The 18,600-nt window shown below is 66.3% G+C and carries 14 protein-coding genes; 3 read left to right on the top strand and 11 right to left on the bottom strand.

Annotation, left to right across the window (positions count from 1 at the left end; all coding sequences use genetic code 11):
- Positions 1–3 precede the first annotated feature (3 nt).
- The 6 genes from AC1RQK_RS21605 to AC1RQK_RS21580 all read right to left on the bottom strand — a co-directional run bounded on the left by AC1RQK_RS21605 (position 4) and on the right by AC1RQK_RS21580 (position 10,202).
- Positions 4–1,485 (bottom strand): efflux transporter outer membrane subunit, encoded by a 1,482-nt coding sequence (locus AC1RQK_RS21605; RefSeq protein WP_492811057.1) that lies wholly within the window; start codon positions 1,483–1,485, stop codon positions 4–6.
- A gap of 5 nt (positions 1,486–1,490) precedes the next feature.
- Complete coding sequence (locus AC1RQK_RS21600; protein WP_492811055.1) at positions 1,491–3,476, bottom strand: glycosyltransferase family 2 protein; 1,986 nt, start codon at positions 3,474–3,476, stop codon at positions 1,491–1,493.
- A 2-nt stretch (positions 3,477–3,478) separates the two neighbouring features.
- A complete protein-coding gene (locus AC1RQK_RS21595; protein ID WP_492375621.1) occupies positions 3,479–4,831 on the bottom strand; it encodes a hypothetical protein in 1,353 nt (450 codons plus the stop codon).
- 34 nt (positions 4,832–4,865) lie between these two features.
- On the bottom strand, positions 4,866–6,203 hold the full coding sequence (locus tag AC1RQK_RS21590) for an HlyD family secretion protein (protein ID WP_492375620.1): 1,338 nt from the start codon (positions 6,201–6,203) through the stop codon (positions 4,866–4,868).
- A 701-nt stretch (positions 6,204–6,904) separates the two neighbouring features.
- Positions 6,905–8,575 (bottom strand): amidohydrolase, encoded by a 1,671-nt coding sequence (locus tag AC1RQK_RS21585; protein ID WP_492375619.1) that lies wholly within the window; start codon positions 8,573–8,575, stop codon positions 6,905–6,907.
- A 91-nt stretch (positions 8,576–8,666) separates the two neighbouring features.
- Positions 8,667–10,202: an amino acid permease gene (locus AC1RQK_RS21580; protein ID WP_492811052.1), complete on the bottom strand. Its 1,536-nt coding sequence runs from the start codon at positions 10,200–10,202 to the stop codon at positions 8,667–8,669.
- Between the two features lie 264 nt (positions 10,203–10,466).
- Here AC1RQK_RS21580 and AC1RQK_RS21575 point away from each other — a divergent pair, with 264 nt between their 5' ends.
- Together AC1RQK_RS21575 and AC1RQK_RS21570 are read left to right on the top strand one after the other, a co-directional pair.
- Positions 10,467–11,354 (top strand): mechanosensitive ion channel family protein, encoded by an 888-nt coding sequence (locus tag AC1RQK_RS21575; protein WP_492811050.1) that lies wholly within the window; start codon positions 10,467–10,469, stop codon positions 11,352–11,354.
- Positions 11,355–11,511: 157 nt separating this feature from the next.
- Positions 11,512–12,600 (top strand): Zn-dependent alcohol dehydrogenase, encoded by a 1,089-nt coding sequence (locus AC1RQK_RS21570; RefSeq protein WP_492374467.1) that lies wholly within the window; start codon positions 11,512–11,514, stop codon positions 12,598–12,600.
- 174 nt (positions 12,601–12,774) lie between these two features.
- Here the strand turns inward: AC1RQK_RS21570 and AC1RQK_RS21565 are convergent, their stop codons facing one another.
- The 3 genes from AC1RQK_RS21565 to AC1RQK_RS21555 all read right to left on the bottom strand — a co-directional run bounded on the left by AC1RQK_RS21565 (position 12,775) and on the right by AC1RQK_RS21555 (position 15,554).
- The gene (locus AC1RQK_RS21565) at positions 12,775–13,356 is read right to left on the bottom strand and encodes a hypothetical protein (RefSeq protein WP_492374468.1); all 582 of its coding nucleotides are present in this window, start codon (positions 13,354–13,356) and stop codon (positions 12,775–12,777) included.
- An 81-nt stretch (positions 13,357–13,437) separates the two neighbouring features.
- Complete coding sequence (locus AC1RQK_RS21560) at positions 13,438–14,832, bottom strand: carotenoid oxygenase family protein (protein WP_492811047.1); 1,395 nt, start codon at positions 14,830–14,832, stop codon at positions 13,438–13,440.
- Positions 14,829–15,554 (bottom strand): TetR/AcrR family transcriptional regulator, encoded by a 726-nt coding sequence (locus AC1RQK_RS21555; protein WP_492811045.1) that lies wholly within the window; start codon positions 15,552–15,554, stop codon positions 14,829–14,831. The genes AC1RQK_RS21560 and AC1RQK_RS21555 overlap by 4 nt, the downstream gene beginning before the upstream one ends.
- Positions 15,555–15,790: 236 nt before the next feature.
- Here AC1RQK_RS21555 and AC1RQK_RS21550 point away from each other — a divergent pair, with 236 nt between their 5' ends.
- Positions 15,791–16,720 carry a LysR family transcriptional regulator gene (locus AC1RQK_RS21550; RefSeq protein ID WP_492811044.1) on the top strand — a complete coding sequence of 310 codons (930 nt, stop codon included), beginning with the start codon at positions 15,791–15,793 and terminating at the stop codon, positions 16,718–16,720.
- Between the two features lie 33 nt (positions 16,721–16,753).
- On the opposite strand, the gene AC1RQK_RS21545 is transcribed toward AC1RQK_RS21550, so the two are convergent.
- Together AC1RQK_RS21545 and AC1RQK_RS21540 are read right to left on the bottom strand one after the other, a co-directional pair.
- Complete coding sequence (locus tag AC1RQK_RS21545) at positions 16,754–17,263, bottom strand: DUF6630 family protein (RefSeq protein ID WP_492811042.1); 510 nt, start codon at positions 17,261–17,263, stop codon at positions 16,754–16,756.
- A gap of 79 nt (positions 17,264–17,342) precedes the next feature.
- Positions 17,343–18,032: an ArsR/SmtB family transcription factor gene (locus AC1RQK_RS21540; protein ID WP_492811040.1), complete on the bottom strand. Its 690-nt coding sequence runs from the start codon at positions 18,030–18,032 to the stop codon at positions 17,343–17,345.
- Between the last annotated feature and the right edge of the window lie 568 nt (positions 18,033–18,600).

The following is an 18,600-nucleotide window of genomic DNA, read 5'->3' as shown; positions in this document are numbered from 1 at the left end:
GCTTCATCGTGCCGGTGTTACGTCCGCGCTTTGCGCCACGGCGGCCGTGTGCTCCGACCATCCTCCGCCAAGCGCCTTGTACAGTGCGACACGGCTGGTCAGGCGGGCCAGCCGGATGGTGGCCAGGGTTTGCTGCGCGGTATAGAGCTGGCGCTGGGCATCGAAGACGGCAAAATAGTCGTCCACGCCATTCTTGAACCGCATCTCCGACAGGCGCTGGGTTTCGCTGGCTTCCTTGACCAGGGTTTCCTGCGCGGCGGCCTCCCGGTCATAGGTCCCGCGCGCGGCCAGGCCGTCTGCCACTTCGCGAAAGGCCGTCTGGATAGTCTTTTCGTAGGCGGCAATATTGATGTCCTTCTGCACCTTGGAGGCATCGAGCCTGGCCTGGTTGTTGCCGGCATTGAAGATCGGCAGGGTGATCTGCGGCGCGAAGGTCCACGCGCCCATGCCTGCGGAGAACAGCCCTGCCAGATTGGTGCTGGCCGAGCCAACCGCGCCGGTCAGCGAGATGGTCGGGAAGAAGGCCGCCCGCGCGGCGCCGATGTCGGCGTTGGAGGCTTTCAGGCGGTGCTCGGCGGCCATGATGTCGGGCCTTTGCTGCAGCAACGCCGAAGGTAGGCCGGCAGGCAGCTCGGCAACGAGGCTTGTCGACTCGAAGGGCTCGGGCGGTGGCAGGTCTTGCGGCAGCGGGCCGCCGATCAGCAGGCTGATGGCATTCTCGTCCTGCGCGACCTGCCGCGTGTATTGCTCCACGCCCACGCGCGCGGTCTGCACCTGGGTCTCGGCGCGGTGCAGGTCCAGCTGTGCCATGGCGCCCGCGCGCTTGCCGCGCCCGATCATCTCGGCGGCAGCTTGCTGGCTCTTCAGCGTGTCCTCCGAGATTTGCAGCAGCACCTGGTCGGCGCGCCAGGTCAGGTAGGCGCTGGCGACTTCGGCGACCAGGCTGATATGGGCGCTGCGGCGCGCTTCCTCCGTGGCGAGATATTGTTCGAGTGCCTCGTGCTTGAGGCTGCGCACGCGTCCGAAGAAGTCCAGCTCGAACGCGTTGAATCCCACGCCCGCGCTGTACTGCGTGATGACCGCCGGCTGCCCGGGCGCGCGCAGTTCGCTGGGCACGCGCTGGCTGAGCACGCCCGCGCTGGCACCGATTACGGGGAACTGCGCGGCGCGCTGGATACGGTACTGGGCGCGTGCCTGTTCAATGGCGAGCGTGGCCACGCGCAGATCGCGGTTGTTGGCCAGCGCCAGTTCGATCAGGCGCCGCAGGCGCGCATCGACGAAAAAGTCCTGCCAGCCCAGGTCGGCCGCCGCTGTGCTGGTTTCGGCCGCTGCCGGCGTGCCGGCAGCGTAGGCCGGGCCGGTGGGCCAGGCCTCTGGCACTGGCTGCGCGGGGCGCTGGTATGTTGGCTCGAGGGTGCATGCGGCCAGCGCAAGCGGCAGGGCCATGCCGAGAATGCGCAGCATAGGGGCGAGAGTCTTGTGCATGGGATTCATCCGGAAAAGGCGCGCCACACGAGCCGCGAAATGGCCAGCCGGGGATTGCCCTGGCTGGCGACGTTGTGGGTGGGCTCGCTGAAGAGCAACCGTATCAAACGGTGGCGCGTCGCCATGTCCAGATGCAGGGCGAGCCCAAGCAGCTTGCCCTGGCGGCGCGCGATCCGGCATGGCACCCAGCCGGTCGCCTCCATCCAGACCGCGCCCTCGGCGCCGACCGGAATCGCCGCCGCCATCGCGCTGGTAATGGCGACGCCATTGCAGGACAGGTTCACGGTAGTGGCGGTGTACTCGTGCCCGCCGCAAGCTGCCTTGCCGTTGATCCGCAGCAGGGCTCGCTCCCGGTAGGGGAAGCGTTCCTCCTTGCGCGGCCGTGGCAGTTCCACGCAGACCAGCAGCGAGGTAAGGTAGAGCACCATCGACACGGCGGTCCACGCGATGTTGAAGACGAGTCCCGAGGCTGCCGCGTCGGCGGCCACCGCGCGCGCCAGGCCCATGCCCGAGAGCAAGATCAGGCAGCCGTAGAGCGTGGCGAACTTCCCGTGGATCACCAGCTTGCTGCGATCCAGCCCCTTGTTGGTGACCTTGAACGGACGCCCGAACGGCTTGAAGAACGCGCTGACCAGCGTCGCGCTGACCGCCAGCGCGGATACGATCTGCGTGACTTCAGTAAAGATGGGCAGTGCGCGCGAGCCGGTTACCCAGATGCTGTAGGCCCAGTAAAGCAGCAGCGCCGGCACGCCATAGGCAAGGAACTGCATCGGTTCGCCGTACAGCGTCGGCACGTCGAAGTACCAATACAACAGTGGCCCGGCCAGCAGCATGAGCGTGAAAGGGCGGCTCAGCCAGTGCAGCAGGCCGTGCACGTAATGCACGCGCTGGCCCAGCGTGTAGCCGCGTCCGCGCAGCGGCCCGTCGGCCGTGAGCGCCACCTGGATCGTGCCCAGTCCCCACCGGCTGCGCTGGCTGATGTACTCGGGCAGGCCTTCGGCGGACAGGCCCACGCTCAAGCGTTCGTTGAGCCAGCGCGTGACATAGCCGTGGGGCATCAGGCGATACGTCAGGTGGATATCCTCCGTGACCGTGCCGGTCGGGAAGCCGCCGATCAAGCCTAGTGCCTCGCGCCGGACCACGAACGACGTACCGATGCAAAAGGCGGTGCCCCAGGCGTCCTTGGCGGGCTGCATCACATCGAAGAAGGCCCGCTGCTCGTCGACCCAGCATTCGGTCGAGCGCAGGTTGTACTGGATCGGGTCCGCGTTGTAGTAGAACTGCGGCGTCTGCACTACGCCGACCTTGGGGTCGGCGAACAGGCCGATAGTACGCATGAGGATGTTCTTGTTCGGGGCGAAGTCGGCGTCGAGCACCATGATGTAGGGTGCGCCGCCGCCACGCTCCGCACGGGCGCTATGCTGCAGGCCATTGTTGAGGTTGCCCGCCTTGGCATGCGTGTTGTCGGGACGCGTGACGTAGTTGGCGCCGACCTGCGCGCAGAACGCCTTCAGCCAGTCGCGCCGGGTGTCGTCGAGTACCCACACGCGAAAATCCGGATAGTCGATCGCCAGCGCGGCAACAATGGTCTTCTCCAGAATTTCCAGTCCTTCGTTGTAGGTTGCGATGAAGATATCGACGCGGGGCACCGAGCGGCTGCGCCGCAGCGCTGCCTCGCCTGCATCGGCCGCTGGCGCGTGGTTGCTGCCGCGCGTCAGCGTGACGATGGAGATCACGGTGTACGCGATCGTCATGATCTCGAACCCGAAGAAGGCATGTGCCCACAGGCTCGGGAAGGTCATTTGCCATTCGGGCAGCGTCTGGGTCCAGCGCCAGGCGAGGTAGACGAGCAGCAGGGTCGCGGTGATGGCACCGAACACGCAACGGTCAGAGTCCCGGGCGCGGTCTGCCCGCATGCAAAGCCAGGCGAGCAGCAGTGTGGCGGCGTTGATGAGGAGCAGCGCCCTGCCATCGAGGAAGAATGCAAACATCGTTACTCCTTGGACGGAGAGGCGGAAATGGCGCTGGTGCAAGCGGCATCGACACATCCGGAAGGACGGAAGGGGTTCCAGCCTGCGGCGGCCAGCACCGCCCATGCGGTCGCGCCGAGGTGGGGCAGGTGGTAGTAGTAGAAGTCCTCCGTGGTGGAGGTCGGCCCGATCGAGAGGCCGGTGCGGATGCGTTGTTCCGGCGTGGCGTAAAGCAGGCCGGAGGGCGCGCGCTGTGACAGCAGCAGTGGCCAGAGCGATGAGGCATCCTGCACGCGGCTGCTGGCGCGCAGCACCAGCGCGGCCTGCCCCGTGCCTTCGGTCCAGACGCCGTCGGGGTTGCCGTTGAAGCCGTAGCCGCCCTTGACGCCATGACGCTCGCGGGTCCAGTCCAGGCCCCTGCGCCAGTCCGCGGGCGCGTCTGGCACGGCGATCAGCGGCCATAACACCGCATCGAGAGCGGAGGGGCCGCTATTGAGCGAGCGGCCATCGTCGCGCGTGCCGATCACGAAGCGGCCTTCGCGCGGCTGCCACATCGCCTCGACGAAGCCGCGCGCGCGCCGCGCCGCCACCGGCCAGCGCGGATCGTTGCTGAGGCGGGCCAGCCAGCTGAACGCGGCATAGGCATCGACGTTGTGCTCGGTGGATTTCCAGGACTGGCGGGTGGGGCTGGGTTCCTCGCCGAAGTAGCCGCCGATGAAGCCGCCCGGGGGACCGGCATCGAAGAGCGTGGCGTCGACCCAGCCCATCAGCGCCGCGGCACTGTCGAGATAGCGGCGTTCGTGGGTGCTGTCGTAGACGGCCAGCAGCATCAGCGCGGCCCACGCCACATTGCCCGTGGCTGTGCCGGCCTGGTACGCGTCCTCGAACCAGCGCTGGCTCGGCGCGTCCCACCAGCCGGGCAGGGGCGCGGGGCCCGCCGGCAGGGCGCCGGCGCGGTAGGCATTGCGCAGCCGGTTATCGTGGTAGTGACGATCGCGCGCGCTGGCAGCAACCATGGCGTCCGCTATGCGGCGCGCATCGCCAACGCGGCGGCAGGCCACCAGCGCGATGCCGGCGAGCGCGTTGTCATAGACGAACGCCGCTTGCTGCAAGGCGGGTGCGAGCGGACCCTGCCCCGGTGCAGGCTCGTAGCTGCCGAGCATCACCGGGCCCTGGCCTGGCACCGCCGCGACCCGCGCGGCAATGGCCTGGCAGGCGCCTGCCAGCAACTGCTCGCGCGCTTGCGCTGGGGGCGCCTGGGCGGCAGCGGGCGGCGCCAGGATCGTGGCCAGGCCGGTCATGCCGGCCAGCAGCGGCGGCAGCATTCGGCGGCGTAAGGTGAGTAAAGTGGATAAGGTGGGTAAGGTCCGGTTCATGGCGATCTCCTGCCTTGCGTCGGATTCGCTGCCGTCAGATCAGCGCGCGCATATGGCCCCACCAGGGCTGGTCGAGGCTGACCTTGGCCCAGCGGCCCAGCGCACAGCGATCCGCCGCCGCGCCGGCGCTCTGCTGGGGCAACGCCGGCAAGCGCTTGTCCAGTTTGGCGATCAGGTAGATCTCGTTTTTCTCGATGGGCGGGAACGGCACGAAGTAGCGCGCCTGCTCGCCATCTGGAGCGCGCGGCAGGATTTCAGCAACCTTGCCGGCCAACGGCGCGGCCACGCCATCCACGCGCACCGTCACCTTGGTGCCGGGCAACAGGTCGTTGCTGAGGCTGCGGGGGAACACGGCCACCACCCGGGGTTGCGCGCAATTGGTACTGCGCAGCAAAGTCGCGCCGGCCGCGACGCGCGTGCCGGGTGGTGCCAGCACGTCCTGGACCATGCCGGAATCGTAGGCTTTGATATCCAGGTTGGACATGCGTTGGACGCGCTGCTCTTCCTGCGCGATCAGGGAGTCAACCGACTTGCCATACTGCTCAAGCTGGGTCAGCTCCGCTTTGAGCTGGGTGATCTCCGCGCTCAGTTCGTCGTGCCGCTGCGCCAGCGTGGAGACCGCGCCATCGGTGCTGGAGAGGTACACCTTGCCCTTGGCTGCCTGGCTGTTGCTAAGCGCGTTGTCGAGCTCGGCGCGGATCGCTTCCTTGGAGTTCGACAGGATCGACAACTGGTATCGGGAGGCGTTTGTGTAGGCCTCGCTGACCGCGCCCGCCCATTGCATGGCCTGGTTGCGGTTCACCACGTCTTCCTGCTGGTCCACCTGTTCCTTGGCCATTGCCATGCGGGCCTGGATGCCGCGGATCTTGGCGGCGTGCTCGGCTTGTGCGGCTGCCTGGTATTTCTTGGTCTCCTGGTCGGTTGCATCAAGGCGGGCCTGATCGCCTTCGAGCTTGGCTTTGGCCGCATCGTAGCGCTGCTGGTTGTCCAGCTTCTTGCCCGTCAGTTCCACCAGCAAGGCGCGGTCGATATTCTGGTTCTGCACGCTCATCAGCGTGTCTCCCGGTGCAAATGAGGCGCCCACCGAAATCCGCTGGCCTGCCACCACGCCTTCGACCGGCGTGGTGACCAGGTTGACCGGTCCATCGACCACGGCGCGTTCCGACGAGCGCGTAAACACGGGGGGGAACATCACGGCCAAGATCACCCAGACGATAAAGGCGGCTACGCCGTAACTGGTCAGGCGAGGCACCACATGCCAGAGGGGGCGTTTGCTCAGCTCGCGGCTGCCTCTCGCAGGCGCCAGATGGTCTGTGCGCAAGTCCGGCAGGTGCGTGGCCGGGGGACGGCTTTGTTCGATTTTGTCGCTCATGGCATCCTCACTGGCAAGTTTGCGCGATCGGGTTCGCAAAACGAGCGGCAAGCCGTTGGCACCGGGCGTGTCGGCAAGACGCACGTTCCCTGTAAAGCAAGTCCCCCAATTTTTCTTCCGCGATGCGTTGTTTCACGGCCCAGCCGGGCCGCTTGCGCATCTGTGTGTGGACCAGGACATGCCGGGTCCGTTGATCTGCCCGCGCTCCGGCTGAGCACAGGAGCGGGGCGAATGCGTATGGCCCGAGGGCCATCGACGATACTCGCGGATGTGCAGGACTCGGGTTCGCTGCACGGTGGCGAGTAAATGAAGGCTAGCCAAGAAGCGGCGCTAGTGCTGTAAGAATGTGTAAGAGCAGGATGTCACACCGTTGAAATCAACGGCATCCGATACCCCCATTTCCCACGCGGGCAGAGACCTGGCTTTCACATGCGCATGGGCACATTTTCGGAGGGTGAGGCATTCCCCGCGGCCTCTGCAGACATTGTTTCTTCTCATCGCGCGATGGCCTGTGCGCCATGCTCGCCACTTGATCGCTTGCCGCCCGGCGGGGCGGGCAATGGGTGTTTTCTGTCTTCTGTTTGCAACACGCACTGTGAAGAAGCAGCGCGCATGAAAAAAGGCCGGCGCAGGGCCGGCCTCTCGATCATGCCACGGCGACGAATACACGCCATGGCACTCGGCAATTCAGCACATCAACATCAACGTGCGCTTGCGTCCGCGTACACGCGCTCACCTGCCACCCACGTCTGCGTCACACGGGTCTTCCAGATCTCGGCCGGCGCCACCTTGAACAGGTCCTGGTCGATCAGGATGAAGTCGGCCCACTTGCCCGGCTCCAGCGAGCCCAGCGTCTTCTCCTGGTGCTCCGCGTAAGCAGCGTCCAGCGTGAAGGCGCGGAAGGCCTGGGTCAGGGTCATGGCTTCCTCCGGATGCCAGCCCTTGATCGGGCGGCCTTCGTGGTCGGTACGCGTGACCGCCGCATGCAGGCCGTAGAAGGGGTTGGCGGATTCCACCGGGAAGTCCGAGCCGCCGGCAATCACGGTGCCTTGCTTGAGCATGGTCTGCCAGGCGTAGGCGCCCTTGATGCGTTCCTTGCCGATGCGGTCCTCAGCCATGTTCATGTCGCTGGTGGCATGGGTGGGTTGCATCGAAGCGATCAGGTCGAGCTGCTTGAAGCGCGGGATGTCCGGCAGCGCAACCACCTGGGCGTGCTCGATGCGGTTGCGCAGTTCGCGGCCGCCGACTTCCTTGTAGGCGACCTCAATCGCGTCCAGCACCTGGTGGTTGGTGGCGTCGCCGATGGCGTGCACGTTGACCTGGTAGCCGGCCTTGATCGCCATCTTGACGCTCGCCTGCATGGCCGCGTCGCTCATGAACAGCAGGCCGCTGTGCACGTGGTCATCCGAGTACGGCGCCATCAGCGCCGCGCCACGGCTGCCGAGTGCGCCGTCGCCGTACAGCTTGACCGCGCGCAGGTAGTAGCGGTCGTTGCCGTAGCCGGAGAGCGGGCCCTTGGCGCAGAGCGCCTTGAAGTCGTCGCCGGTGTCGCGGATCATGCCGTAGATGCGCGTGGTCAGCTTGCCCTGGTCGGCGAACTCGCGGTAGATGCGGTCTTCCTGCGCGGTCACGCCGGCGTCGCCCGCGGCGGTCAGGCCGAGCGCGTTCATGTGCGCCAGCGCGGCGGCCAGCGCGGCGCGGCGGTCGTCGTCCGAGTACGGCGGGATCACGTTGTTGACCAGCGCCATGGCCTTGTCGACCAGCACGCCGGTGGGGTTGCCGTTGGCGTCGCGCTCGATGCGCCCGCCCGCCGGGTCCTTGGTGTCGCGCGTGATGCCGGCGGCTTGCATGGCCTTGGTGTTCAGCCAGGCGGCGTGGCCGTCCACGCGCACCAGGCGCACCGGGCGGTCCGATACGGCGGCGTCCAGCTCGGCGGCGGTGGGGAAGCGGCCCAGCTTCCAGTTGACCTGGTTCCAGCCGTAGCCCAGCAGCCATTTGCGCTGCGGGTTCTTGTCGCCGTAGGCGCGGATCATGCCCTGCGCTTCGGCCAGGTCCTTGGTGCCCGACAGCGAGATCTCGGTGGTCTTGAAGCCCAGGCGGAACACGTGGCCGTGGGCGTCGATCAGGCCCGGAAGCAGGGTCTTGCCCTGGCCGTCGATGCGCCTGGCATCGGGGTATTGCGCGCGCAGCGCGGTGGCGTCGCCGGTGGCCAGCACCTTGCCCTGGTCGAACACCAGGCCGGAAAAGCTGGCGACCTGGTCGTTCTTCAAGGTGTAGCCCTGCACGGATTCGATCAGCGTAGGCGCGGCGTGGGCCGACATCGTGAAGCCGACGGCCACTGCCAGCAGGCTCTTGTGGATCGCGTGTTTCAAGTCAACTCTCCTTGTTGTTGTCGTACTGCGGCTGTAGTACAGCGCTTTGGTTTTCTTATGTGTTCTCAGGATGCTTACTGCTTACTGCTCTTTATTCGCCGGTCGCCGTGGCGGGAAAGACGGAACCGGTTGCCTGCGTGCCGCGGGCCGGCGGCAGCGGCGGAAATTGCATGTCCGCGTAGCGCACGAAGCGCGTCTTGCGTACGAGGCGGTAGCCTAGCCAGATGGCGAGGAAGATCGGGATGCCGATATAGGTGGCGGTCACTGCCACCCAGTCGATCTTGCCGTCCATGAAGGCCTGGTAGTTCTGGCCCAGCGTGACGATCAGGCACAGCGCAAAGGCAAAGATCGGGCCGTACGGGAAGAAAGGCGAGCGATACGGCAGGCGGGAAAGGTCCAGCCCTTGCGCGACAAAGCCGTGGCGGAAGCGGTAATGGCTGATGGCGATGCCGAGCCAGGCGATGAAGCCGGTCATGCCCGACAGGTTCAGCAGCCACAGGTAGACGGACTTGCTCTCGAACATGGAGGTCAGGAAGCACAGCGCGCCCACCGCGGTGGTGGCCAGCAGTGCCGCCAGCGGCACGCCGTTGCGCGTGAGGCGTGCGAAGATGCGCGGGGCGCGGCCTTCGGTCGCCAGGTTGTAGAGCATGCGGGTGGAGGCGTACATGCCGGAGTTGCCGGCCGACAGCACGGCGGTCAGGATCACCGCGTTCATCACTCCGGCGGCAAATGCCAGTCCCGCATGGCGGAACACCAGCGTGAACGGGCTCACGCCCACCGTTTCCACATCGCTCTTGAGCAGGCTGGAATCGGTGTAGGGAATCAGGATGCCGATGATCAGGATCGCCAGCACGTAGAACAGCAGGATGCGCCAGAACACCTGGCGCACGGCGCGCGGGATGTTCTTGGCGGGATCGGCCGATTCACCGGCGGCCACGCCGATCAGCTCGGTGCCCTGGAAGGAAAAGCCCGCGATCATGGCCACGCCGATCATCGCCGGCAGGCCGCCGACGAAGGGCGCGTCGCCTGCCGTCAGGTTCACCAGCCCGGCCGGCACGCCGCCCGTATCGCCGCGCAGGATGCCGAAGATCATCAGCACGCCGATGACGATAAACGCGATCACCGTCACCACCTTGACCAGCGCGAACCAGTATTCGGCCTCGCCAAAGCCGCGCACGGAGATGGCATTGAGCAGGAACATCAGCGTGAGGAACAAGGCGCTCCACAGCAGCCCGGGCGTATCCGGAAACCAGTACTGCATCACCAGCTGCGCCGCAGCCAGTTCCACGGCGATGGTCACCGCCCAGTTGTACCAGTAGTTCCAGCCCAGCGCGAAGCCGAAGCCTTCCTCCACGTAGAGCGCGCCGTAGGTGGCGAACGATCCCGACACCGGCATGTACGCCGCCAGCTCGCCCAGGCTGGTCATCAGGAAGTACACCATGGCGCCGATCAGGATGTAGGCCGCCAGCGCGCCGCCCGGGCCGGCCTGCGCGATGGTGGCGCCGGAGGCCACGAACAGCCCGGTGCCGATCGAGCCGCCGATGGCGATCATGGTGAGATGGCGCGCGCGCAAGGTGCGGCGCAGGGCGGGTGGTGGAGGGTGGGGTGCGGGTTGCTGGCTGGTCATGGATAAGAGGAATTGGAGCGCGGAAGCAGGATGTGCCGGCGTGGCCCGCATTGACTGGCGCTGCCGGCATCCGACCGGGCCCGGCCAGCACAAGGCAGGATGCACGGCAGTACATTTACCGGCTGGTACATTGGGCGGCATCATAAGAGAAAACGCCGCCTGGGGAAAGGCGCGGGGCGGGGCTGCGGCGGGTTTTGCCCTGGTTGCGGTGCGGCATGGCTAAAATCTGGGGTTTGCATCCTCGCGGTATCCGGACCGATCCTCATGAACCTGCCCTTCAACGACAGCTATCTTCTACACATCGCGCTTAGCGTCGGCATCGTGCTGGCCGGCATGCTGGCAGTGAAGTTCATCAACCGCTTTTTCCAGGCCCGCCAGCAGGGGGACAAGGACAACCGCGGCAGCTATCGCACCTGGACCGTGGCCTCGCGCAATGCGGTTGCCGCGGTGGTGTTCCTGCTGCTGCTGGGCATCTGGGTGTCCGAGCTCAAGAGCGTGGCGATCTCGCTGACCGCCTTCGCGGTGGCCCTGGTGATCGGCGGCAAGGAACTGGTGATGTGTTTCCTTGGCGCCTTCCTGCGCATGATGGCGCGCCCCTTCCAGCTTGGCGATATCGTCGAGATTGGCCCGCATTCCGGCGAGGTGGTGGACATGGACGCGCTCACCACCACGCTGGTGGAAATTGCCGGGGCGCGCCAGTTCACTGGTTCCACGGTGCAGATTCCCAACAGCATGTTGCTGACAGTCGCCGTGCGCAACCACTCCCAGGCGGGCAAGTACACCCTGGACACGCTGCGCATTCCGTTGCCGGAGAAGAGCGACCCGGACCGCGTCGAGGCCGACCTGATCGCGATCACGGAAGAGGTGTGCGCCGGCTTCCTGGCCGAGGCCCGGCACAGCCTGGAGGAATACGGCGGCTCGCGCTTTCTCGATCTCTCGCAGTTCGAGCCGCGCGTGATGTTCGAAGCCATGGCGGCGGACCGGCTCGATGCGCTGGTGCGGTTCCCGGTGCCGGTGGGCTCGCGCCTGTCGATCGCGCAGCAGATCCTGCGCAAGTACCACCAGCGGCGCAATGCGGAACCGGCCGCTGCTGCTGCTGCGGAGCCGGCGCCCGCGCCCGCGCAACAGGACAAGGCGGCGTCGCATTCCTGATCCTCGGGCGCGTGGCCGGGCGGCAGGCCGGGGGCGGGCGCTGTTTTATGGCTTCACTGAACGGCGTTTCGGTTGTATGGTAGCCGTGCCGCCGCCGTTGCCGGGGACGGGAATCTTAGCGAATTGTGCCGAACAAGATCGAACAACGAGGAGACCCATGAAAGCCGCTGTCCTGCATCAACCCAAGACCCCGCTGGTGATCGAAGACGTCGCCATTGGCAAGCCGGGCCCGCACGAGGTGCTGCTGCGCACGGCGGCGGTGGGCGTTTGCCACTCGGACCTGCATTTTCTAGATGGCGCCTATCCCTTCCCGATGCCGGTGGTGCTTGGGCACGAGGCGGCCGGCGTGGTCGAGCAGGTGGGTTCCGAAGTGCGCACGGTCAAGCCCGGCGATCACGTGATCACTTGCCTGTCGGCCTATTGCGGCCATTGCGAGCACTGCCTGACCGGCCACCTGTCGCTGTGCGTGGAGCCGGACACCAAGCGCCGCGAGGGCGAGGAGCCGCGCCTGCTGGCGGGCAAGGGCGGGCCGATGAACCAGTTCCTGAACCTGTCGGCCTTTGCCGAGCAGATGCTGATCCACGAGCACGCGCTGGTGGCCATCCGCCGCGATATGCCGCTGGACCGCGCCGCGCTGATCGGCTGCGCGGTGACCACCGGCATGGGCGCGGTCATCCACACCGCGCGCGTGAGCCCGGGCGAGACCGTGGCGGTGATCGGCTGCGGCGGCATCGGGCTGGCCACCATCAACAGCGCGGCCATCGCCGGCGCGGGCCGCATCATCGCGATCGACCGGGTGCCTGGCAAGCTGGAGCTTGCCAGGCAATTCGGCGCGACCGATGTGATCAACGCGGCTGACGTGGATGCGGTGGAAGCCGTGCGGGAGCTGACCCGTGGCGGCGTGCACCATGCGTTCGAAGCCATCGGCCTGAAGCAGACCGCCGAGCAAGCCTTCTCCATGCTGCGTCGCGGCGGCACCGCCACGGTGATCGGCATGATCGCGCCAGGCGTGAAGATCGAGATCAAGGGCACGGACTTCCTGGCCGAGAAGCGCATCCAAGGCTCAATGATGGGCTCCAACCGCTTCCCGGTGGACATGCCGCGGCTGGTCGATTTCTACCTGTCGGGCAAGCTCAAGCTGGACGAGCTGATCTCGCGCCGCATGCCGCTGGAGAACATCAACGAGGCCTTTGACGAACTGCGCCGCGGTGAACTGGCGCGCTCAGTGATCCTGTTCGAGCACTGAAGCCCTGCGGCGGCCTGGGCCGCCGTTTTCCCCGCCACGCCAGCGCGCGCTCGCAACAGGCCGGCACTGGTGCTTGGCTTCATGGCAAAAGCTCCTCCCGCTCTCCGTGCGGGAAATTCGCCACAGATCGGGGACAAACGCACCAGAAGCCTGTGGGGCCGGGTGGCTATCCGGCTATGCCAGCGGCCGGCCCGGCGTGGCCGACGCCGCTGCCTCGGCCGCCCGCCGCACAGCTTCCGGGTAGCGCACCGTGAAGATGACGGCGCCGGCGAACGCAGCCACCGTCGCCGCCACGTCGACCCACAACGGGATGGTGCTGACATATTCCGCCGCCGCGTCGGCGGCTACCATCACCGCCAGCGCGGCGGCCCACGCCAGCGTGATATGTCGGTTCACCGCCAGGAAGCGCGGCGATTCCCAGTATTCCTTGGGCACCTGTTCGCGGGCATATTGCAGCGTGAACGGGCGTCCGATCGCCAGCGAGACCAGCACGATCGCCAGCAGGCCTGCATCCACCGCGAGCCGCACCGTGGCCACCGTCCATTGCGGCGCGGCGCTGACCGTATAGAGCAACAGCAGCGCGAACAGGGCCAGGCTGCCCAGCTCCAGCACCTTGAGCGATTCGCCGCGCCGCCACATGCGCAGGCACAGCAACAGCGAGACCACGAAGGCCGCGGCCAGGCCGGCCAGCGGCGAGATGCACCGCATGGCGATAAAAAAGGCGACGAACGGGGCAAAGCCAATCAGTATTCCCATGCTGCTCTCCTTGGGTTGGTTGCGGCCCGGACCAAGCCCGGCCGCCAGGCAGTGGATGTCGATGCGTGTCTTGTTGCGGGATCAGTCCGCGCCGCACCAGTTGCCATGAAAGCCGAACGGCACGCGGTGCGAAAGCTGTACCGTGGCAACCGGCCCATCGGCAACCGCGCCGGCATCCAGCACGACCAGGTCGCTGCGCGCTTGCGCGCCCCGGTAGACGGTGGCCAGCAGCCAGCCATCGCCTTCGGCGCTGTCGGCTGCGCGCGGCACAAACACCGGCTCGGAGAAGGCATCGCCCTCGGGCAACTGGCAGGTGGCGCGCTTGCCGCTGCGCAGGTCCAGGTGGGCCAGGCTGTCGTAGCTGCCACGCTCGCTGCTCTCGTACTGGCGGAACGCGTAGTAGCCATGGTGATAAGGCAGCGTGGAGAAGCGCTCGTCGAAGCGTGGGAACTCGCCCGCCGTGTCGTCCAGGTATTCGCGCGTGAACGTGTCCGACTTGCCGGCCATGTCGAAGGTCCAGCGGCACAGCCGCGCGCCGGTGCCGTTGCCGTCGGGATTGAAGATGGGGGAGGATTCATACTGCATCACGTCGGCGATGACCTTGTTGCCGGCGTCCCAGGCATTCATCACGTGGAACACGTAGCAGGCGTCGCCGCGGAACCAGCGCATCTGCACGGTGCCGCCATTGCGCGGCATGATGCCGATGTGCGAGCCCTTTTGCGGCTCCCACGCGTAAGCCGGCTCGCCGCGCATGGCGCGCTCCATGCTGCCGGCCAGCGGCAGGATGGGAAACAGCACATGCTTCTGCGTGACCAGGAAATCGTGGACCATGCTGGGAAACGGCGCTTCGAAGTGTTCGACGCGCTGCAACTGCCCGTTGCGATCCACCACGCCGTAGCGCATGCCGGGAGTAAAGGGGCCATCGGTCGAGTAAGCGAAGAACACCATCTCGCCGGTCACCGGGTCCACCTTGGGGTGCGCGGTCATTGCGCCGGTGAGCTTGCCGCCGTAGTCGACATCGCCGCGCGTGGCCAGGGTCTGGGCGTCCAGCTCCACCGGCAGGTCGGCTTCTTCCAGCGCCAGCAGGCGGCCGGCGTGGCTGAGGATATTGGTGTTGGCCACGCCGCCGTTTTGCCCGAGCACTGACGGATCGGTGGTGGCCGGGTTGCCCCAGCTGCCGAACAGCGCCTGCCCCGCGGCCTGCTCGCGCTGGAACTTGTTGGTGCGTACCCAGCGATTGCGGTAGCGCACGCGGCCGTCTTCAATGTGGAAGGCGTGCACCATGCCATCGCCGATGAACCAGTGGTAATGCGCATCGCGCGGGGCGTATTGCGGGTTTGGCCCGTTGCGGTAGAGCGTGCCGCGCAGCGCGCGCGGCAGCTCGCCAAGTACCGGCAGGTCGGGCGCATCGCATTCCATCAGGATGGGGGCGAAGTTGCCGCTGAGATAGGGCGTGGACGGGAACGGCTGGCTCATTGGGAGCTCCTTTTGCGTTGCTGCCGGATTGGCGTTGGCGTAGCTGGGGGGACGGGTTCGCTAACGGCTTTGCGATCTACTTCATGACCTGGTTCATGACCTGCTTCCAGGCTGGCGTCGGGCATGGGCGCGCGCATGCCCGCAGCCAGCAGCCGCAACATCTCGGCGTGGATGACGCGGAAATCGGGGTCGCCGGGCAGCTTGCCTGCCAAGCGCAGCATCACCAGCCCGTGGATCGAGGCCCAGATCACATAGCTCAGCACCTGCGGGTCGCCATGGATCAGGCCGCGCTGCGCCATGGTCTCCAGATGCGCGCTCATGGTGCGGCGCGCACGCGAGCCGGCGCGCTCCAGGTCGGGGTAGCGGTCGTCGTCCGGCTGGGTCATGTCGAACATCAGCCGGTAAGCATTGGGCTCGGCAAAGGCAAAGGCGAGATAGGCCTCGCCCACCGCGCGCGCGCGTTCGCGCGGCTCGGCAACGCTGGCGCCGGCGGCTTCAAGGGTGGCGGCGAAACGGTCGAACGCGGCGGTGCGCACCGTGGCCAGGATGTCGTCCTTGTCCTTGAAGTAACGGTAGGGCGTCATCGGGCTGCAGCCCAGTTCCTCGGCGAGCTGGCGCATGCTCACGCTGGCTACGCCGCCTTCTGCGAAGCGCCGCTCCGCTACCGCGCACAGGCGGGCCTTGAACGCGTCGATCTCTTCCTGGGTGAGGTTTCTTGCCATGTCTGGTGGGGTGAGGCGATCAGTGTGTGTGCTGATTGAAGCATGTCGCCTTCTGCTGCGATGCTGCTTCGGCAACGATAATTTACAGTGTAGATTTACGATGTAAATAGTCAAGGAAAGAATTGAAGGCAACTCTGCCCGCTAGTCGCCCGCGCGTCATTGTTCGCCGCATGGGACAATCCCCAACATTGACGCGCACGACTCACGAGGCGCGCCACGTGGCACGGGGATGGCGAATGAAGACGATCGAATGGAAGGACTGGGAGATTTTCTGCCGGGTGGTGGAGGGCGCCAGTTTCACCAAGGGGGCGGATCTGGCCGACGTGCCGAAGTCATCCGCCAGCGCGGCGGTGTCGCGGCTGGAAGTGCAGCTGGGCGTGCGCCTGTTCGAGCGCACCACGCGCCGCGTGCGGGTGACCGAGCGGGGCCAGCAACTCTACGACCGGGTCGCGCCCCTCTTTAACGAGCTGCGCGAAATCAGCGCCGAGGCGGTGTCGGTCAGTGAGCAAGTCAGTGGAACGCTGCGCATTTCCACACCCTACGAGGTCGGCTCCCTGCACATCTCGCCCATCCTCACGCAGTTGCTGCGGCTGCATCCCGAGCTGCGCGTGCAGGTCGACGTGAGCTGGGAGCAGCCCGACCTGGTCGAGCAAGGATACGACCTGGCCTTTGTGATGACGACTACCGGCCTGCACGACAGTTCTTTTGCCAGCAAGCGGGTGGTGCGCATCGAGCGTGCCTTTTTTGCCGCGCCATCGCTGATCCGCGCGCGAGGCTTGCCGCGCACGCCACAGGAGCTGGCCGGCTGGCCCATGCTGGGCGACGCCGAGGACCGGCGCTGGGAGTTCCAGCGCGATGGCGTGGAGGTGGCCAGCATGGCGGTGGAGCCGCGCATGCGCACGCAGAGCGCGGAGATCCGCCTGAAAGCCGCCACCGATGGCCTTGGCGTGGCCCGGCTCTCGCCACGCTACGCGCAGGATGAGCTGGATCAGGGGCGCCTTGTGCGGGTGCTGCCGGCGTATACGTCGTCGCCGCTGAAGGTGTTTGTGCTGATGCCCGCGCGCAAGCTGATGCCGGCCAGCGTCAGGGCATTTCTCGATGTGCTGGAACGCACCTTGGGCGCCACGGATCGGCAGGGCGCGGTTGGCGTGGGAATCGCCGGCTGAGGCCGCGGTGCGACCGGGGCCAGCTCCGCAGCCTCAATACGCCTGGTCGCCGGTCCTGATCTCCAGCCCCAGCGTTTCGGCCACGGTCGTCATTTCTTCATCATCCTCGCTGCGGGCGATCCAGCCTGCATAGGCATCGCCATCGGTGTTCCAGTTCCAGAGCGTGATGCCGGCCAGCCGCAACTGCTCATGAGCCAGTTCCATCAGCTCCGGCACGCTGGCTTTCTCCAGGAACTCCTCGTCCTGCGGATCCTCCACGCCCCAGTCCAGCTCGATATCGACCCTGGCGCACAGCTCGTCCATGCAGCTGATGAAGGACGTGGTGTCTTTCCAGTCCACGTAGAAGCCCGCTTCCCAGTCGATCACGTCTTTCAGGATCCAGAGCAGTTCCTGGCCTTCGACCACATCCGCGTCGTCCGAGTTGGCGAGGGCTTCGTCGAACAGCATCTGGTGCTTCTCCACCATGGCTGCGTCGTCGAAGTCGATCAGCTCAATCAGGCGCCAGAGCGCTTCGCGCGCCTCGTTACTCAGTTCGTCGCTCATTGCATCAGTCCTCCATCAGTGCGGCGCCGGCTCGGCGCATTGAAATCGGAAATGGTGTTGTCCACGGATGAGCCTGCGCTCAGCCGGCAATGCGCAGGATCTCGCGTTGCCCGCGCGGCGTCACGCGCAGCGCGCGCGATGTGGTCGTGGGCTCGATCCAGCTGTTGGCCATCATGCTATCGAGCAGCGCCGCGCCAAGCGCGCCGCCAAGGTGCGGCTTGCGCTCGCTCCAGTCAGGGCAAGTGCAGGCAAACTGCCGCCGCTTGCGGCGCGCGAGATCCAGGTCCACGCCAAGCTGCACCATGCCCGCACTGCCGCCGTCGGTGAGGTCCACAGACGTGCCGTCCACCACGATCCAGTTGGCATGCGACATGCGCTCGAACAGGGAAACCGCAAGCTCGCCCGCCAGGTGGTCGTAGCAGGTGCGCGCCTGGCGCAAGGCCGCCGGCGCGGTACGCGACGCGGGCACCGCGCGCACGCGCGGCGGCTGGCTGGCCAGCGATGCACTGGCGAGCGCCTCGATGGCGACGCCGATCTCCGGCGTGGCGAGCCGGTAGTATCGATTGCGCCCGCGCGTCTGCACGGCGAGCAGGCCGCCTTCACTGAGCCGCGCCAGGTGGCCGCTGGTGGACGATGCCGACAAGCCGGCGATGGCCGCAAGCTCGCCGGCCGGGCGGGCGCTGCCGTCCATCAGCGCCCACAACATGGCGGCGCGTCCCGGGTCGGCAAGCAGGCCAGCCATCTGGCTGATGCTGGGAGCGTATTCCATAGTTCATTCCGCAGTGAAGCAACGAATGCAGTATAGACTGTCGGTGGGCGACGGGTGGACCTTGGACTTCAATGTGCTTGCAAGACATTAAAACCCTTCCAGCGACATTAAAGCGCTTGCAGAAACATCAAAGAACTTCCGGAATGTCTTTTGTACAGGTTCCATCGAAGACAAAGTGCTTTATTCGTGCCATTTTGTGACGGTCACGACGACTCCACGACCGCTCGCCTAGGGTCGCTATATAGGGTTAGCTCCGCCTAGGGTTAGCTCCGCCGAGCTCGCGCGCGCCCTTGATGTCTCACGCCACCCACTCGAAATTCAAAAGATGGCAGAAATGTTACGGCAACGACGAGGGCCGACCCGGCGGCGCACTCTGCCATAGAGTTCGATGGAGTTTCAATCAGAACTGCAAACAAGGAAGCCGTGAGAGCCAATCGCTGGACTATCTTTGCGATTGGGGACCTCCCCTCACTCCCGGCCGATGGGGTTCCTTCTCGCACCTACATCGTGCCTGCCTCACCAGCATTGCCAGCCTGCATACTAGAGCCCCCGGTTGAGACGAAGCCGG

It is taken from the genome of Cupriavidus sp. GW822-FHT02D05, assembly GCF_058802485.1.
The sequence above is the reverse complement of the archived record's forward strand: the minus strand, read 5'-3'. Positions and strand labels throughout refer to the sequence as shown.

Coding starts and splice junctions, on each gene's coding strand:
- AC1RQK_RS21605 (WP_492811057.1), bottom strand. CDS start 1,485: ATGCACAAGACTCTCGCCCCTATGCTGCGCATTCTCGGCATGGCCCTG.
- AC1RQK_RS21600 (WP_492811055.1), bottom strand. CDS start 3,476: ATGTTTGCATTCTTCCTCGATGGCAGGGCGCTGCTCCTCATCAACGCC.
- AC1RQK_RS21595 (WP_492375621.1), bottom strand. CDS start 4,831: ATGAACCGGACCTTACCCACCTTATCCACTTTACTCACCTTACGCCGC.
- AC1RQK_RS21590 (WP_492375620.1), bottom strand. CDS start 6,203: ATGAGCGACAAAATCGAACAAAGCCGTCCCCCGGCCACGCACCTGCCG.
- AC1RQK_RS21580 (WP_492811052.1), bottom strand. CDS start 10,202: ATGACCAGCCAGCAACCCGCACCCCACCCTCCACCACCCGCCCTGCGC.
- AC1RQK_RS21575 (WP_492811050.1), top strand. CDS start 10,467: ATGAACCTGCCCTTCAACGACAGCTATCTTCTACACATCGCGCTTAGC.
- AC1RQK_RS21570 (WP_492374467.1), top strand. CDS start 11,512: ATGAAAGCCGCTGTCCTGCATCAACCCAAGACCCCGCTGGTGATCGAA.
- AC1RQK_RS21565 (WP_492374468.1), bottom strand. CDS start 13,356: ATGGGAATACTGATTGGCTTTGCCCCGTTCGTCGCCTTTTTTATCGCC.
- AC1RQK_RS21560 (WP_492811047.1), bottom strand. CDS start 14,832: ATGAGCCAGCCGTTCCCGTCCACGCCCTATCTCAGCGGCAACTTCGCC.
- AC1RQK_RS21555 (WP_492811045.1), bottom strand. CDS start 15,554: ATGGCAAGAAACCTCACCCAGGAAGAGATCGACGCGTTCAAGGCCCGC.
- AC1RQK_RS21550 (WP_492811044.1), top strand. CDS start 15,791: ATGAAGACGATCGAATGGAAGGACTGGGAGATTTTCTGCCGGGTGGTG.
- AC1RQK_RS21545 (WP_492811042.1), bottom strand. CDS start 17,263: ATGAGCGACGAACTGAGTAACGAGGCGCGCGAAGCGCTCTGGCGCCTG.
- AC1RQK_RS21540 (WP_492811040.1), bottom strand. CDS start 18,032: ATGGAATACGCTCCCAGCATCAGCCAGATGGCTGGCCTGCTTGCCGAC.